The 15833-nt window shown below is 67.9% G+C and carries 10 protein-coding genes and 5 pseudogenes; 1 reads left to right on the forward strand and 14 read right to left on the reverse strand.

From position 1 onward, the window contains the following. Positions 1 to 65: 65 nt before the first annotated feature. Genes H0I39_RS00670 through H0I39_RS00680 form a run of 3 tightly spaced genes read right to left on the reverse strand, consistent with a single transcriptional unit; the run spans position 66 to position 4791 of the window. Entirely contained in the window at positions 66 to 1121 is a 1056-nt protein-coding gene (locus H0I39_RS00670; RefSeq protein WP_180549217.1) for a 2-oxoacid:ferredoxin oxidoreductase subunit beta, read from the reverse strand. Next, positions 1118 to 2947 (reverse strand): 2-oxoacid:acceptor oxidoreductase subunit alpha, encoded by a 1830-nt coding sequence (locus H0I39_RS00675; protein ID WP_180549218.1) that lies wholly within the window; start codon positions 2945 to 2947, stop codon positions 1118 to 1120. The genes H0I39_RS00670 and H0I39_RS00675 overlap by 4 nt, the downstream gene beginning before the upstream one ends. After that, positions 2944 to 4791: an FAD-dependent oxidoreductase gene (locus tag H0I39_RS00680; RefSeq protein ID WP_180549219.1), complete on the reverse strand. Its 1848-nt coding sequence runs from the start codon at positions 4789 to 4791 to the stop codon at positions 2944 to 2946. The genes H0I39_RS00675 and H0I39_RS00680 overlap by 4 nt, the downstream gene beginning before the upstream one ends. A gap of 234 nt (positions 4792 to 5025) precedes the next feature. On the opposite strand from H0I39_RS00680, the pseudogene H0I39_RS00685 reads away from it, so the two are divergent. After that, positions 5026 to 6290 (forward strand): annotated as a pseudogene (locus H0I39_RS00685) (phospholipase D-like domain-containing protein). A gap of 538 nt (positions 6291 to 6828) precedes the next feature. On the opposite strand, the pseudogene H0I39_RS00690 reads toward H0I39_RS00685, so the two are convergent. The 11 genes and pseudogenes from H0I39_RS00690 to H0I39_RS00740 all read right to left on the reverse strand — a co-directional run. Then, positions 6829 to 7295 (reverse strand): annotated as a pseudogene (locus H0I39_RS00690) (VOC family protein); the annotation flags it as partial. A gap of 74 nt (positions 7296 to 7369) precedes the next feature. Further along, positions 7370 to 8002, reverse strand: a complete 633-nt coding sequence (gene pncA / locus H0I39_RS00695; RefSeq protein WP_180549220.1) for a bifunctional nicotinamidase/pyrazinamidase — start codon at positions 8000 to 8002, stop codon at positions 7370 to 7372. Continuing rightward, a complete protein-coding gene (locus H0I39_RS00700; protein ID WP_180549221.1) occupies positions 7999 to 8736 on the reverse strand; it encodes an SGNH/GDSL hydrolase family protein in 738 nt (245 codons plus the stop codon). The genes pncA and H0I39_RS00700 overlap by 4 nt, the downstream gene beginning before the upstream one ends. A gap of 2 nt (positions 8737 to 8738) precedes the next feature. Next, positions 8739 to 9878 (reverse strand): serine hydrolase domain-containing protein, encoded by a 1140-nt coding sequence (locus H0I39_RS00705; protein ID WP_180549222.1) that lies wholly within the window; start codon positions 9876 to 9878, stop codon positions 8739 to 8741. 279 nt (positions 9879 to 10157) lie between these two features. After that, positions 10158 to 10472, reverse strand: a complete 315-nt coding sequence (locus H0I39_RS00710; RefSeq protein ID WP_180549223.1) for a DUF167 domain-containing protein — start codon at positions 10470 to 10472, stop codon at positions 10158 to 10160. Next, a pseudogene (locus tag H0I39_RS00715) lies at positions 10472 to 10869 on the reverse strand (type II toxin-antitoxin system death-on-curing family toxin). Before H0I39_RS00715 ends, H0I39_RS00710 begins: the two are co-directional and overlap by 1 nt. Then, complete coding sequence (locus H0I39_RS00720; protein WP_180549224.1) at positions 10866 to 11099, reverse strand: AbrB/MazE/SpoVT family DNA-binding domain-containing protein; 234 nt, start codon at positions 11097 to 11099, stop codon at positions 10866 to 10868. The pseudogene H0I39_RS00715 and the gene H0I39_RS00720 overlap by 4 nt, the downstream one beginning before the upstream one ends. Before the next feature lie 92 nt (positions 11100 to 11191). Then, the gene (locus tag H0I39_RS00725) at positions 11192 to 11635 is read right to left on the reverse strand and encodes a hypothetical protein (protein ID WP_180549225.1); all 444 of its coding nucleotides are present in this window, start codon (positions 11633 to 11635) and stop codon (positions 11192 to 11194) included. Positions 11636 to 11733: 98 nt separating this feature from the next. Then, a pseudogene (locus H0I39_RS00730) lies at positions 11734 to 13793 on the reverse strand (acetyl-CoA carboxylase biotin carboxylase subunit). 30 nt (positions 13794 to 13823) lie between these two features. Further along, the gene (locus tag H0I39_RS21260; RefSeq protein ID WP_308645729.1) at positions 13824 to 14123 is read right to left on the reverse strand and encodes a PH domain-containing protein; all 300 of its coding nucleotides are present in this window, start codon (positions 14121 to 14123) and stop codon (positions 13824 to 13826) included. Between the two features lie 170 nt (positions 14124 to 14293). After that, positions 14294 to 15824: pseudogene (locus H0I39_RS00740) on the reverse strand (acyl-CoA carboxylase subunit beta). Positions 15825 to 15833: the final 9 nt, after the last annotated feature.

Below are 15833 nucleotides of genomic sequence, written 5' to 3' on the forward strand. Positions count from 1 at the left end.
AGCGCAGTGAGGTCATTCCGTCATCGAGCTACGCGGCCAACGCGCACGGAATGGTCCGCCGGCTGTCAGCGCAGGCGCGCGTTGATCTGCTCCAGCGCCGCCGCGCCGGGGCACAGGTCGGCCTTGCCCAGGCTGTTGAGCGGCCGGGCGCTGGTGTGCTGCGCCGCGTGCAGATCGCCGGCCTCGGCCTCCAGGTACAGCAGGCCGGTCACCAGCTCGCCCTCGGCGGCGCGGGCGTGCATGTAGCTCATGGCGGCCACGCGGTCTGTGGGGTCGTAGTTGGTGTGCAGCTTGCGCAGGCGCAGGACGGTGCCGTCGTGCTGCTCCACGTCGACCACCTGCCCCGGCTCGATGGTGGCGGTGATCTCCTCGCGGCCGGTGATGAAGTCGATGCGGCTCACGGCCTCGTTGTGCTCGCGCACCCAGTCGTAGCTGCGCGTGGAGCCGGCATGGTTGTTGAAGGTGACGCAGGGGCTGATGATGTCGATGAAGGCCGCGCCGCCGTGGCCCATGGCGGCCTTGATCAGCGGCACCATCTGCGCCTTGTCGCCCGAGAAGCTGCGCGCCACGAAGCTGGCGCCCAGCTGCATCGCCAGGCCCACCAGGTCGACCGGGCTGTCCATGTTCTCGACGCCCTTCTTGCTCTTGCTGCCCTTGTCGGCGGTGGCGCTGAACTGGCCCTTGGTCAGGCCGTAGACGCCGTTGTTCTCGACGATGTAGACCATGTTGACGTTGCGCCGCATGGCGTGCGCGAACTGGCCCAGGCCGATGGAGGCCGAGTCGCCGTCGCCCGACACGCCGAGGTACAGCAGATCGCGATTCGCCAGGTTGGCGCCCGTGAGCACGCTGGGCATGCGCCCGTGCACGGTGTTGAAGCCGTGGCTGGCGCCGAGGAAGTAGTCGGGCGTCTTGGACGAGCAGCCGATGCCCGAGAGCTTGGCCACGCGGTGCGGCTCGATGTCGAGTTCCCAGCAGGCCTGGATGATGGCGGCCGAGATCGAGTCGTGCCCGCAGCCGGCGCACAGGGTGGAGACCTTGCCCTCGTAGTCGCGCCGCGTGTAGCCGACCTTGTTCTGCTGCAGCGACGGGTGATGCAGGCGGGGTTTGGCGATGTAGGTCATACCTTGGTCTCCACGGGGGCAACGGCGGCGGCCAGCACATGCTGGGTGATGGCCTGGGTGATGAAACGCGCGGTGATGGGCGTGCCATCGAAATGCAGCACCTTCTGCAGCTTGGCGGGGTCGATCTCCAGCTCGTTGACCAGCAGCGAGCGCAGTTGCGCGTCGCGGTTCTGCTCGACCACGAACACCCGATCGTGCTCGGCGATGAACTGCCTGACGCTGTCCGGGAACGGAAAGGCGCGCAGGCGCAGCGCATCGAGGTGGATGCCCTGCCCGGCCAGCACGTCCAGCGCCTCCTGCATCGCGGGGCTGGTGGAGCCGTAGTAGATGACGCCCAGCCGCGTGCGCTTGGCCGCCGGCCGCAGAACGGGCTGCGGCACCAGCGTGGCGGCGGTGGCGAATTTCTTCAGCAGGCGCTCGACGTTGTAGATGTAGTCCGGCCCGCGCTCGGAGTACACGGCGTAGGCGTTGCGCGTGGTGCCACGCGTGAAGTAGCTGCCCTTGGTGGGGTGCGTGCCGGGCAGCGTGCGCCACGGGATGCCGTCGCCATCCACGTCCTTGTAGCGGCCGAAGTCCTTGTGCTCCAGGTCGTCGGCGCTCATCACCTTGCCGCGGTCGTAGTCGCGGCGGTCGTCCCAGGCCAACGGCTCGCACAGGCGCTGGTTCATGCCGATGTCCAGGTCGGTCATGACGAACACCGGGGTCTGCAGGCGGTCGGCCAGGTCCAGCGCGGCGGCGGCGTGCTCGAAGCACTCCTTCGGGTCTTCGGGGAACAGCAGCACGTGCTTGGTGTCGCCATGCGACGCATAGGCGCAGGCCAGGATGTCGGCCTGCTGCGTGCGCGTGGGCATGCCGGTGGAGGGGCCGCCGCGCTGCACGTTGATGAGCGTGACCGGAATCTCGGCGAAGTACGCCAGCCCCAGGAACTCGGTCATCAGCGACACGCCCGGGCCGGACGTGGCGGTGAAGGCGCGCGCGCCGTTCCAGCCCGCGCCCACCACCATGCCGATGGAGGCCAGTTCGTCCTCGCCCTGCACGATGGCGTAGTTGTGGCGGCCCTCGGAATCGACGCGGAACTTGGCGCAGTACTTCATGAACGCCTCGGCCACCGAGGTGGACGGCGTGATGGGGTACCACGCGCACACCGTGGCGCCGCCGTACACGGCGCCCAGGCCGGCGGCCTCGTTGCCCTCGATGAAGATGCGCTGGCCCACGGCGTCGGCGCGCCGCACCTGGATCGGCAGCGGGTGCTTCAGGTGCTCGGTGGCGAAGTCGCGCCCCAGGTTCAGCGCCTGCACGTTGGCGGCGATGAGCTTCTCCTTGCCCTTGAACTGCTCGGCCAGCAGGCCCTCGATGGCCTGGTGCTCGATGCCCAGCAGCACCGACAGCGCGCCCACGTACATGATGTTCTTGAACAGCTGGCGCTGGCGCGGGTCGCTGTAGACGGCGTTGCAGATCTCGGTCAGCGGCATGCCGATGACGGTGATGTCGTCACGCAGCTCGGCCGGCCCGCGCGGGCGCGTGCTGTCGTACAGCAGGTAGCCGCCGGGTTCGATCTCGGCCAGGTCGGCAGCCCAGGTCTGCGGGTTCATGGCCACCATCAGGTCCACGCCGCCGCGCCGGCCCTGGTAGCCCTTCTCGTTGATGCGCACCTCGTACCAGGTCGGCAGGCCCTGGATGTTGCTGGGGAAGATGTTGCGCGGGCTCACGGGCACGCCCATGCGCAGCACCGCCTTGGCGAACAGCTCGTTGGCGCTGGCCGAGCCCGAGCCGTTGACGTTGGCGAACTTGACGACGAAGTCGTTGATGCCCTCGATCTGTTTCATGCCGCCACCCCTTCCCTGGTCTTGCCGATGGTGCCCGCCGCGCCGCCCGCCTTGGCGGTGTGCAGCAAAAACTTCTGCATGTCCCACGCCCCCGTCGGGCAGCGCTCGGCGCACAGGCCGCAGTGCAGGCACACGTCCTCGTCCTTCACCATCACGCGGCCAGTCTTGAGTTCGCCCGAGACATACAACGCCTGTTCGGCGTTCTCGGCCGGTGCGTTCAGGCGCTGGCGCAGGTCGGCCTCGTCGCCGTTGCTGGTGAAGGTTATGCAATCCATCGGGCAAATGTCCACGCAGCCGTCGCATTCGATGCACAGCTCGTCGGTGAACACCGTCTGCACATCGCAGTTCAGGCAGCGCGCCGCCTCCTTGAAGGCGGTCGCGGCGTCAAAGCCCAGTTCCACCTCCACCTTGATGCTGGCCAGCGCCTTTTCGGCGTTGGCCCAGGGCACCTTGTAGCGCTCGTCGTTCGACGGGTTCTGGTCGTAGCTCCACTCGTGGATGCCCATCTTCTGCGACACCAGGTTGGTGCGCGGCGCGGGCCGCTGGGCCACATCCTGCCCGTTCAGGAATAGGTCGATCGACACCGCCGCCTCGTGGCCCTGCGCCACGGCGGTGATGATGTTCTTGGGCCCATAGGCCGCGTCGCCGCCGAAAAACACGTTCGGCAGCGTGGACTGGTAGGTGGGTGCCTGATCCTGACCGTGGCCCAGCACCGGCAGGCCCCATTTGTCGAAGTCCAGCCCCAGGTCGCGCTCGATCCAGGGGAAGGCGTTCTCTTGGCCGACGGCGATCAGCACCTCGTCGCAGGCGAAGAAGGCCTCGGGCTCGCCGGTGGGCACCAACCTGCGCCGGCCCTGCTCGTCGTACTCGGCGCGCACGATCTCGAAGCGCATGCCGGTCAGCTTGCCGCCCTCGTGCACGAAGGCCTTGGGCACGTGCATGTTGATGATCGGAATGCCCTCGTGCTGCGCGTCCTCCTTCTCCCAGGGCGAGGCCTTCATCTCGTCGAAGCCACTGCGCACGATGACCTTGACATCCTCGCCACCCAGGCGCCGGGCCGAACGGCAGCAGTCCATGGCGGTGTTGCCGCCGCCCAGCACGATGACGCGCTTGCCCACCTGCGTGACGTGGCCGAACGAGACGGACGCCAGCCAGTCGATGCCGATGCGGATGTGATCGGCCGCCTCCTGCCGGCCAGGGATGTCCAGATCGCGCCCACGCGGCGCACCGCTGCCGACGAACACCGCGTCAAACCCTTCAGCCAGCAGCGCCTTCATCGAATCGATGCGCTGGCCGGCCTTGAACTCGGGCCCCAGCGCGAAGACGTAGCCGGTTTCCTCGTCGATCACGCTTTCGGGCAGGCGAAAGCGCGGAATCTGCTGGTGCATGAAGCCGCCGGCCTTGCGCTCGCCGTCGAACACCGTCACGGCGTAGCCCAGCGGCGCCAGGTCGCGCGCCACCGTCAGCGACGCCGGGCCGGCGCCCACGCAGGCCACGCGCTTGCCGTTCTTGCGCGCCGCGGGGCGCGGCATGCGCGGCACCACGTCGTCCTTCAGGTCGGCCGCCACGCGCTTGAGGCGGCAGATGGCCACGGGCTCGGGCTGCGCGGCGTTCTCTTCCTCCACGCGGCCGCGCCGGCAGGCGGGCTCACAGGGGCGGTCGCAGGTGCGGCCCAGGATGCCCGGAAACACGTTCGACACCCAGTTGATCATGTACGCGTCGGCGTAGCGCTGCTGCGCGATCAGGCGGATGTATTCGGGCACGGGGGTGTGGGCGGGGCACGCCCACTGGCAATCGACGACCTTGTGGAAGTAGGCCGGGTCCTGCGTGTTAGTCGGCTGCAAAGCGAGTCTCCTTCTCGCCGCACCGGCGCCGCTTTCTGCGGTCTGCATGACGGTGGGCAGCCCACAGTCTACGCCCGGCGCGGGCGGCTTTTTCGCCGCGCCCCCGGCTCGCGGGGCTGTGGCAGCCGTCACACGGTGAAGCCGGCGTCCTACGCCGGCGGCGCGGCCGGGCTTCTAGACTGCAGCGGCACCCCCGCCCTGCCCCGGCCCATGCCACGATCACGACAAAAGAAGATGTTCTGGACGATTGCCATCACCGCGCTTGTGACCGTGCTGGCCGTGGTGCTGGCGATGAACTTCGCCACGCCCGAGAAGAAGCTCGACCGCAAGATCGAGCACCACTACGCCATCAGCGACCCGCAGTACCGGCGCGAGATGAGCGTGATGCTCGGCCCCGCCATCGTCGGCGGCAACCGCGTGCTCGATTTGCAGAACGGCGACGAGATCTTCCCCGCTATGCTGGGCGCCATCCGCGCGGCGCAGAAGACCATCACCTTCGAGACCTACATCTACTGGTCGGGCGACATCGGCAAGGAACTGGCCGAGGCACTGGCCGAGCGCGCCAAGGCTGGCGTGAAGGTGTCGGTGCTGCTCGACTGGGTGGGCAGCCTGAAGATGGAAGCCGAACTCATCGACCTGATGAAGGACGCCGGCGCGCAGGTGGAGCGCTACCGCCCCTGCACTGGTACAACCTCGGCCGCATGAACAACCGCACCCACCGCAAGCTGCTGGTGGTGGACGGTAGCATCGCCTTCACCGGCGGGGTGGGCGTGGCCGAGCAATGGACCGGCAACGCGCAGGACCCCGACCATTGGCGCGACATGCACTTCCAGCTCGAAGGCCCGGCGGTGGCGCAGTTCCAGGCCGCGTTCAACGACAACTGGATCAAGGCCACGGGCGAGGTGTTGAATGGCGAGGGCTACTTTCCGCCGCTGCAGCGCGTGGGCCACATGGACGCGCACCTGTTCATCGCCTCGCCCGCAGGCGGCAGCGAGAGCATGCATCTGATGTACCTGATGGGCATTGCCGCGGCCGAGCAGTCGATCGACCTGCAGGCCTCGTACTTCGTGCCCGATGAATTGATTCACAAGGCGCTGATCGCCGCGCGGCAACGTGGCGTGAAGGTGCGCGTGCTGGTGCCGGGCGAGCACATCGACTCCGACACCGTGCGCCTGGCCTCCAAGGCCGAATGGGGCCCGCTGCTGCAGGCCGGCGTGGAGATCCACGAATACCTGCCGACGATGATGCACAACAAGCTGCTCATCATCGACCGGGAGATGGTGTCGGTGGGCTCGACCAACTTCGACGTGCGCTCGTTCCGCCTGAACGACGAGGCCAGCCTGAACGTCTACGACCGCCCCTTCGCCGAGAAGATGACGCGCGTGTTCGAGGACGACCTGAAGCACACCAAGCGCTACACCTACGAGATCTGGGAAAAGCGCCCGCTGAAGGAAAAGCTGATCGAGCGCTTCGTGCTGCCGATCAAGTCGCAGCTTTGAGGCGGCTTTCGGGGCGGCAAGTCACATTTTGATAGTGGGTTGCGCTTGACTGTAAAGGGTTTTAAGACGAAATTACTTGAAACCCACAATGGGCGAGCGCAAGCAGCTATTGTTTTTGAATCTTTTACCCTCACCCCAGCCCTCTCCCGCCAGCGGGAGAGGGAGCAAGAGGCACGCCGCGCGAAGCAGCGGCCTGACGAAACCAAGGCCGAGCGCAGCGATGGCCCGTATGGGCTTCCCTCCTCTGGCCGTGCCGAGAAGCGCAGGGCGTGGGGCGGGCGCGGCCGCGCAGCATGCCGCGCTTCGTGCTCTGACTCGCTGCGGTTGTCTGAGCGGAGCGCGCAAGCGCGAAGCGAGTTCCGCAGCGCCGCCCCGCGCCCGAGCATCGCAGGTTGCCCCGAAGCGAAGCGCAGGGGACACGGCCAGTGGGGTCGCCTTTTCTTTGGTTACTTTTTTGGCGAGACAAAAGAAAGTGACTGCGCCGCCGGGCGCACATCCCGGCCAGCAGCGCATCCAGCCCCAGCAACAACTCACCCCCAGACAACGCCGCAAACGCCTCGATCACCTCCGCCGGCGCCTGCACCAACTCAATCAGCACGCCCTCGCCCGCGATGGGAAACTCCTCATTCGCCTTCGGATGCAGAAAGGTGATGTCGAACCCCGCCGCCCCCTTGCGGATACCCCCGGCGCAAAGCGCACGCCCTGCGCCGTCAACCACTCCACCGCCTTCGGCAGATCGTCGATCCACAGCCCGATGTGATTGAGCGGCGTCGCATGCACCGCAGGCTTCTTCTCAGGGTCCAGCGGCTGCATCAGATCCACCTCGACCTTGAACGGCCCGCTGCCGATGGCGCAGATGTCCTCGTCCACGTTCTCGCGCTCGCTCTTGAAGGTGCCGGTCTTCTCCAGCCCGAACATGTCGACCCACAGCGTCTGCAGGCGCTGCTTGTCGGGGCCGCCAATGGCGATCTGTTGAACGCCGAGGACTTTGAAGGGACGGGTCATGCAATGCTCCTTGAATTGCTCATGATTCGATAGCTCCCAGCGCTTGTCCATCAAGCGCTGGCGGCCGATTTGGTTCAAATCTGGTCGGACGTGATCCGCTCCACGCCCGCCGCCGCCATGTCGGCCCAGGCCTTGGCCAGCGAGCCGTTCAGGTCGATGGCGCGGCAGGCGTCCTCGATCACCGTGGCCTCGAAACCGGCGGCGCGGGCGTCCAGCGCGCTCCAGGCCACGCAATAGTCGGTGGCCAGCCCGCACAAGTACAGATGCTGGATGCCGCGCGCCTGCAGGTAGGCGGCCAGGCCGGTGCTGGTGCGGCGGTCGGCCTCGACGAAGGCGGAGTAGCTGTCCACGTGCTGGTGGAAGCCCTTGCGGATGATGAGTTGCGCGTGCGCCACCTGCAGCTCGGCGTGCAGCGCGGCATCGGGCGTGCCCTGCACGCAGTGCTTGGGCCACAGCACCTGCTCGCCATAGGGCAGTGTGATGGTCTCGTACGGCTGCTTGCCGGGGTGATTGATGGCGAACGACACGTGGTCGGCCGGGTGCCAGTCCTGCGTGAGCACGATGTTGGCAAAGCGCGGCGCGATGCGGTTGATGACGGGCACGATGGCATCGCCGCCCGCCACCGGCAGGCCGCCGCCGGGCATGAAGCCGTATTGCGCGTCGACGATGAGCAGGCAGGTGTTCGAATCAATCAGCAGTGCAGTCATGGCGTGGCAGGCGTACGGTCATGGGAAGCCTGATGGTAACGACGGATGGCCGCCGCGGCCGCCTGCGCCCACAGCAGATTGGCGCGCGCGCCGGGGTGAAAGCCGTCGGGCGCCATCAGGCCAGGGTCGTCCAGCGGGAACGGCGCGGCCAGCAGCGCGCAGCCCGGTGTGCGCTGCGCCAGCGTGGCCAGCGCATGGTTCAGGCGCCGCGCGCCCTGCCCCAGGGTCCAGCGCAGCGGCTGCGGCAGCGCCGGGAACAGGTGCATGGGCGGCACCGGCGTGAGCACGCTCAGGCGCACGCCGTGGTCGCGCCGCAGCTGCGCCAGCAGATCGGCGTAGGCACGCGCCCAGCGCGCCGGCGGCGTGCGGCCGGTGACGTCGTTGACGCCGATCGACAGCACGGCCACGTCGAAGCGCTCGGCGGCCAGCGCTGGCAGGCGCTGCGCAGTCTGCGCCAGGTCGTCGCCGATGTGCGCCAGCAGGCGCCAGTGCAGCGTGTGGTGCGGCGCCAGCTCGGCCAGCAGGCAGCCCGTCAGGGCCTCGCTCTGCCGCGCCACGCCCACGCCGGCCGCTGCCGAATCGCCCAGTACCAGCAGACGCAGCGGCGGGCCGTGGCCGGTGGTGCCGGCGCGCGGCCCGGCGGCCTCGGGCAGGCGCGGGGTGACGCGGCGCACATGGCGCCCCTGCCACAGCAGCAGCGGCGCCAACGCGGCGGTGACGAGGGCGTGGCGCATGCTCAGCGCAGGCCCTGCAGCGCGGGCAGCACGTCGCGCCGGATCAGCGTCAGCGCCTGGCCGCGCGCCATGCTCTCGGGCGTGCGGCGCGAGGTGGCGGCCACCACCAGATCGAGCGGCGGGTAGACGTAGATCCACTGCCCGCCGTAGCCGTTGGCCATGGCGGTGCGGCGCTCGGCGCGGCGGCTGGGTGCGGTGGCGGCCACCCACCACAGGTAGCCGTAGGCCGCGAACAGCGGCGCGCCGCCGGCATTGCGCCGCTCGGTGGCCTGGCGCACGAAGTCGGCCGGCACCAGCGCCCGGCCCTGCCAGCGGCCTTCGGCCAGGGCCAGCTCGCCCAGCCGCAGCATGGCACGCGGGGTCAACGACAGGCCGAGCGCGCCCAGCGCATGGCCCTGCGCGCCGCGCCGCCAGTTGAAGGCGTGAATGCCGAGCGGCGCGAACAGGCGCTCGCGCGCGTAATCGGCCAGGGGCCGCCGCACGGCGTTGGCCAGGGCCAGCGCCAGCAGGTTGGCGGCGCCGTTGTCGTAGGCAAAGCGGGTGCCGGGCTCGGCCACGAAGGGGCGGCGGGCCAGCTGGCGCAGGTCGTCGTCGCGGTCGCGCTGGGCGGTCTGCTCGGCGGGCCAGCCGGCGGTCATGGTCAGCAGGTGCTCGAAGCGCAGGCGCTGCACGCGCGCGTCGGCGCCCACGCGCAGCAGCTGCGGCAGGCGCATGGCCACCAGCTCCTGCGGGCCGCGCACGTGCCCGTCGGCCATGGCACAGCCGAACAGCAGGGCCAGCACGCTCTTGGTCACGGACTGGGTGTCCTGCAGGGTGGCGGCGGTGATGCCGGCACGGTAATGCTCGAACGCCAGGTGGCCGCGGTGCAGCACGGCCAGGCTTTGCACGTCGGGCAGTTGCTGGTCGATGCGCGCCGCCAGGCCGGTGAAGGCGCGCCGGTGCTGCGCCGCCAGCGGAGCGGGCGCGGCTGGCCACGCCACCTGATCGGCCACGGCGGGTGCCGCCGCGGGTGCCCGCTGCGCCCCGGCAGGCATGCCCACGGCCGCCGCGCCGCCGGCCAGCAGTTGATGGCTGAAACGGCGGCGGGACAGGCCGGCGCCCGGTGAGAGCGTCGGCGTGAGAGCGTCGGGCGGGGTCAGCATGGGGTGGTCAATTCATGCGGCGAGGCGCCGGTTGGATGCTTGCGTGCCAGCGGCAGCGCCGCGCACCACGCGTGCCCGTGCGCAGCGATCCGGCCGCTGAGCGCAGCGAACAGGCAAAAAACCTCAAAACGGGCGATAGCTATTTGGCGCCACATTGCGGTCATTAAAAAGAGCTGCTTGCGCCCGCCAATCGGGCGCGAAAGCCTTTTTCAATGTCAAAAAATTTCCAAGGTCACCCCTGTCTGGAAGGGCCTTGCGTGCCACTCACAGGCCACATGCTCACGCCCCAGCCTGCGCGCCGCCCGCCATCCAGCGCGCCACCTGCGCCCGCGCCGCCGCCAGTGCCGCCGCATCGGCAAAGTGCAGGCCCAGCACCTTCTGCCGCCCCGCCGCGCCGTGCAGCAGCTCGACCTGCTTCTTCGGCACACCGAAGGCGGCGGCCGCCCAGTCGATCAGCGCCGCGTTGGCCTTGCCATCCACCGGCGGCGCACCCAGCCGCACGCGCAGCGCATCGCCGTGCGCGCCGGCGGCCTCGGTGCGCTTGGCGCCGGGCGTGGCGTGGATGGGGAGCTTGAGCACGTGCATCGCGCGCATCACAGCCGCTGGAGGTGACGGCGCAGCCAGTCGGCGAAGGCGGCTTCGTCGATGTCGCTGGCGGCCAGCGACAAGGTGGTCAACACGCAGTCCACATGCGGCGCCTGGATGCGATGGCCGTTAAGACGCAGAAAAAGCTGTGCCGCCACGAAACCGGTGCGCTTGTTGCCGTCGATGAACGGGTGGTTGCGCACCAGGCCAAAGGCGTAGGCAGCCGCCAGGTCGGCCACATCCGGTTCGCCGTAATTCGCCAGTTGCCGGGGCGCGCCAGCGCGGAGTCAAACAAGCCCTCATCACGCAGACCAGCAGCGCCGCCGTGCTCGGCCAGCTGCTCCTCGTGCACCGCAATCAGTACCTCGCGCGGCAACCAGCGCCAGGCCGCGTTGGCGGCGGTCATTTGGCCAGTTCGCGCAGCACGTCGCGATATTCCTTCATGATCTCGCGCGCCGCCTCCATCGCCTCGGCGAACTCGGCATCGTAAGGGCGCAAGGCCACGCCATCGGGCAGGTCGGTGACGAAGAGCGAATCGCCCTTGCCCACCTTCAGCCGCGCCAGCACTTCCTTGGGCAGGATGACGCCGACCGAGTTGCCGATCTGGGTGACTTTGAGCGCGACGGAAGTGGACATGGCGGCCTCAGCAGAAAAACGTTATAACGATTGTTATATCGTACGCCGACCCCACGGGATTGCAATCACGGCCGCCTTGCACGGCGGGCACGTCACGAACCCGCCAGCCTGGCCGCCCGCGCCCGTACCGAGGCCTGCGACGCCCCAAGTGCCACCCGCAGCGCCTCGCCCGAAGCGCTTGCAAACGGCTCGCCGCGCGACGCCAACTCGTGCAGCGCCTGCAAGGCGTTCACCTGGACGATGGCGCTGCCATCGCGCAGCGCCGACCGGATGGCCGCCAGAACGCGCGCGCATTCCAGTGGCGACCAATTGACGCGCGGCAGCATCTGCATCAGGTGCCAGCGCACCTCCTTGGGCTGGGGCGTTTGCGCCAATTGCAGCAAGGCCGCGCGGCGCGCATCAATGAAAGCTGGCTGCAGGCGGCTGAACTTCTCCAGCGCATCGGCGCAGCGCATGCGCACCACCGGCTCGGCCGGCCCGAGCAAACCCTGCCACAGCACTTCGGCACATGCCGCACCCTCGAGGGCCGCACGCACCGCCGCATCGGCCTGGCCGATGGACCGGCGATCGCCGCCACGCAGGAGCGCAGCAGCGGATGCTCGTCACTGCTCATGCGGCCGTGGCGGCGCGGCGTTTATTCGAACTCCACGATCGCCTGGTCCACCGCCAGACTGTCGCCCTGCTGCGCCTTGACTTCCTTGACCACGCCGTCGGCGCTGGCGAACAGCACGTTCTCCATCTTCATGGCCTCGATCACGGCCACGCGCTCGCCGGCCTTCACCTCCTGCCCCGGCTGCACCGCCACCTGCACCAGCAGGCCGGGCATGGGCGAGAGCACGTACTTGCTCATGTCGGGCGGCGCCTTGTAGGGCATCAGCCGGTGCAGTTCGGCCGTGCGCGGGTGCATCACGATGGCGTCGAGCTGCGTGCCGTTGTGGATCACGCGCGTCACCAGCGGGTTCTTGGTGTGGCCGCGCTCCATCTGCACCGTGAACGGCTGGCCGTTGGCGGTGCCCGACAGGCGCGTGTCTCCCAGCATGTGCTCCACATGCAGGTCGTATTCGCGATCGCCCTCGGGCGCGTGCACGGTAACGACGCTGGAATGGTTCAGCGCCACTTCGCCCAGCTCACGTCGACATACTGGTTGTCACCCTCCTTGCCCAGCGTGCAGACGGTGAACTCGCGCTTGGGCAGGCGCTTGAAGCCTTCCCAGAACTGCCCCTGCAGCCCCTGCGCGCGGTTGCGGTACCACATGTGCAGGCGCGCGGCCAGCGCCACCAGGAAGTACGGGTCGTCGTGCGGCACGTCCTCGGCGCGGAAGCCATCGGCGTAGTGCTCGGCAATGAAACCGGTGTTGAAATCGCCCGCCACGAACTTCGGGTGCGCCAGCAGCGCCGCCTGGAACGGGATGTTGCTCTGCACGCCCTTGATGACGAAGCCGTTCAGCGCCTCGCGCATGCGGGCAATGGCGTCGTTGCGATCGGTGCCGTGCACGATGAGCTTGGCGATCATCGAGTCGTAGTGCATCGGAATCTCGCCGCCGTCGATCACGCCGGTGTCGACACGCACGCCGACATCCGTCGTCGCCTGGCCCTGGAACAGGTTCTGCGCCGGCGGCTCGAAGCGCACCAGCCGGCCGGTGGACGGCAGGAAGTTGCGGAACGGGTCTTCGGCGTTGATGCGGCACTCGATGGCCCAGCCGATCTTCTGCACGTCGGCCTGCGTGAAGGCGAGCTTCTCGCCCGCGGCCACGCGGATCATCTGCTCGACCAGATCGAGCCCGGTGATCAACTCCGTCACTGGGTGCTCCACCTGCAGGCGCGTGTTCATCTCCAGGAAGTAGAAGTCCTGGTCCTTGCCGACCACGAACTCCACCGTGCCCGCGCTCTGGTACTTCACCGCCTTGGCCAGCGCCACGGCCTGCTCGCCCATGGCCTTGCGCGTGGCGTCGCTGATGAAGGGCGACGGCGCCTCTTCAATCACCTTCTGGTGCCGGCGCTGGATGGAGCATTCTCGCTCGTTCAGATACACCACGTTGCCAAAGCTGTCGCCCAGCACCTGGATCTCGATGTGGCGCGGCTGCTCGACGAACTTCTCGATGAACACGCGGTCGTCACCGAAGCTGTTGCGCGCCTCGTTGCGGCAACTGGTGAAGCCTTCGTGCGCTTCCTTGTCATTGAAGGCCACACGCAGGCCCTTGCCGCCGCCGCCAGCCGATGCCTTGATCATCACCGGGTAACCGATGCCCTTGGCGATGTCCACCGCCTTCTCGGGCGTCTCGATGGCGTCGTTGTAGCCGGGGATGGTGCTGACCTTGGCCTCGTCGGCCAGCTTCTTCGACGCGATCTTGTCGCCCATCGCCGCGATGCTGTGCGCCTTGGGGCCGATGAAGGCAATGCCGTTGTCTTCACACGCCTTGGCAAAGGCTTCGTTCTCGCTCAGGAAACCGTAGCCTGGATGAATTGCCTGCGCGCCGGTCTCCTTGGCCGCTTCGATGATCTTGTCGCCCAACAGATAGGACTCGCGCGACGGCGGCGGGCCCAGGCGAACGGCCTCGTCGGCCATCTGCACGAAGCGCGCGTCCTTGTCGGCGTCGGAATACACCGCCACCGTGGCGATGCCCATTTTCTTGGCGGTGGCAATGACGCGGCAAGCTATCTCACCACGGTTGGCAATCAGGATTTTGGTGAACATGATGTGTTTCCTAGCTTTCTTTTATCTTGGTCAGAACCCGGTGATGCGGGCCTTCGGGCAGCGCTGGCGCAACTCGTCCACAAAGCGCTGCCGCTCACGCGGTGAAATCAGGATGCGCCTGGCGCCGTAGTCGATCTGGATGCGGTCGAGCGACAGCGCCGGGGCCGACAGGATGCTGCGCGAGGGCCGGACGCTGGAGATTTCCGCCAGCGGCACCGTCCACCTGAAAGGGCCAGCCCGAACCTTCAGTGCGTCGTCGGTCAAGCTGTAGCGGGTGCCCAGCAGCAGCCAGGCCGGCAGCAGCAGCGACAGCAACAGCACGGCCGCCACGCCCAGCAGTTGCGCGGCGCCGGCTGAGCGCGCAAAACTCCCCGATGGCTGGCGCCACCGCCAGCAGCGCCAGCACGCCGCCGCCCAGCATCAACACGGCGAGCCACGCATCCACCTTGAGGCGAATTGCATGCTCGGCGGCATGGTCATGGCGCAACCAGCTCCCAAAATCAGAGCGGAATGTTCCCATGCTTGCGCCACGGGTTTTCCAGCTTCTTGTCCTTGAGCATCGCCAGGCTGCGGCAGATGCGCTTGCGGGTTTCGTGCGGCTGGATCACGTCGTCGATGAAGCCACGCGCGCCGGCGACGAAGGGGTTGGCGAAGCGGGCCTTGTATTCGGCCTCGCGCGCGGCGAGTTTTTCGGGGTCTTTCTTCTCTTCGCGGAAGATGATCTCGACCGCGCCCTTGGCGCCCATCACCGCGATCTCGGCGTTGGGCCAGGCCAGGTTGACGTCGCCGCGCAGATGCTTCGATGACATCACGTCGTAGGCGCCGCCATAGGCCTTGCGCGTGATGACGGTGATCTTGGGCACGGTGCATTCGGCGTAGGCATAGAGCAGCTTGGCGCCGTGCTTGATGATGCCGCCGTATTCCTGCGCGGTGCCGGGCATGAAGCCGGGCACGTCGACGAAGGTGATGACGGGGATGTTGAACGCGTCGCAGAAGCGCACGAAGCGCGCCGCCTTGATGCTGCTCTTGATGTCGAGGCAGCCGGCCAGCACCAACGGCTGGTTGGCCACGATGCCGACCACCTGCCCGTCCATGCGCGCCATGCCGATGACGATGTTGGCGGCGTAGTCGGGCTGCAGCTCGAAGAACTCGCCGTCGTCCACGGTCTTGGTGATGGCTTCCTTGATGTCGTACGGCAGGTTCGGGTTGTCGGGCACCAGGGTGTCCAGGCTCATGTCGGCGCGGTCGGCGGCGTCCTGCGTCGGCCGGTAAGGCGCCTTCTCGCGGTTGCTGGCGGGGATGTAGTTGAAGAAGCGCCGCAGCATCAACAGCGCCTCGACATCGTTCTCGAACGCCAGGTCGGCCACGCCGCTGCGCGTGGTGTGCGTCAGCGCGCCGCCCAGTTCCTCGGACGTCACACTCTCGTGCGTGACGGTCTTCACCACCTCGGGGCCGGTGACGAACATGTAGCTGGTGTCCTTCACCATGAAGATGAAGTCGGTCATGGCCGGTGAATACACGGCGCCACCGGCGCACGGGCCCATGATCATGCTGATCTGCGGGATGACGCCCGAGGCCATCACGTTGCGCTGGAACACCTCGGCATAGCCGCCGAGCGAGGCCACGCCCTCTTGAATGCGCGCGCCGCCCGAGTCGTTGAGGCCGATCACCGGCGCGCCGACCTTCATGGCCTGGTCCATCACCTTGCAGATCTTCTCGGCGTGCGCTTCGCTCAAGGCGCCGCCGAACACGGTGAAGTCCTGGCTGAAGACGAACACCAGGCGGCCGTTGATGGTGCCGTAGCCAATGACCACGCCGTCACCGGGGATGTGCGTCTGGTCCATGCCGAAGTCGGCACAGCGGTGCTCGACGAACATGTCCCACTCTTCGAAGCTGCCGGCATCGAGCAGCACCTCGATGCGCTCGCGCGCGGTGAGCTTGCCCTTGCCGTGCTGGGCGTCGATGCGCTTCTGGCCGCCGCCCAGGCGCGGCGGCGCGCTTTTGTTCGAGTTGTTCCAGGATCTGTTTCATGGGTGCTCT

Source organism: Ottowia beijingensis, from assembly GCF_013423955.1.
GTDB classification, from domain to species: Bacteria; Pseudomonadota; Gammaproteobacteria; order Burkholderiales; family Burkholderiaceae_C; genus Ottowia; species Ottowia beijingensis.

Bases quoted from the DNA above. Each gene is read 5' to 3' on its own strand.
- H0I39_RS00705 (WP_180549222.1), bottom strand. From the start codon at position 9,878: ATGCTGACCCCGCCCGACGCTCTCACGCCGACGCTCTCACCGGGCGCC.
- pncA (WP_180549220.1), bottom strand. From the start codon at position 8,002: ATGACTGCACTGCTGATTGATTCGAACACCTGCCTGCTCATCGTCGAC.
- H0I39_RS00710 (WP_180549223.1), bottom strand. From the start codon at position 10,472: ATGCGCGCGATGCACGTGCTCAAGCTCCCCATCCACGCCACGCCCGGC.
- H0I39_RS00670 (WP_180549217.1), bottom strand. From the start codon at position 1,121: ATGACCTACATCGCCAAACCCCGCCTGCATCACCCGTCGCTGCAGCAG.
- H0I39_RS00700 (WP_180549221.1), bottom strand. From the start codon at position 8,736: ATGCGCCACGCCCTCGTCACCGCCGCGTTGGCGCCGCTGCTGCTGTGG.
- H0I39_RS00675 (WP_180549218.1), bottom strand. From the start codon at position 2,947: ATGAAACAGATCGAGGGCATCAACGACTTCGTCGTCAAGTTCGCCAAC.
- H0I39_RS00720 (WP_180549224.1), bottom strand. From the start codon at position 11,099: ATGTCCACTTCCGTCGCGCTCAAAGTCACCCAGATCGGCAACTCGGTC.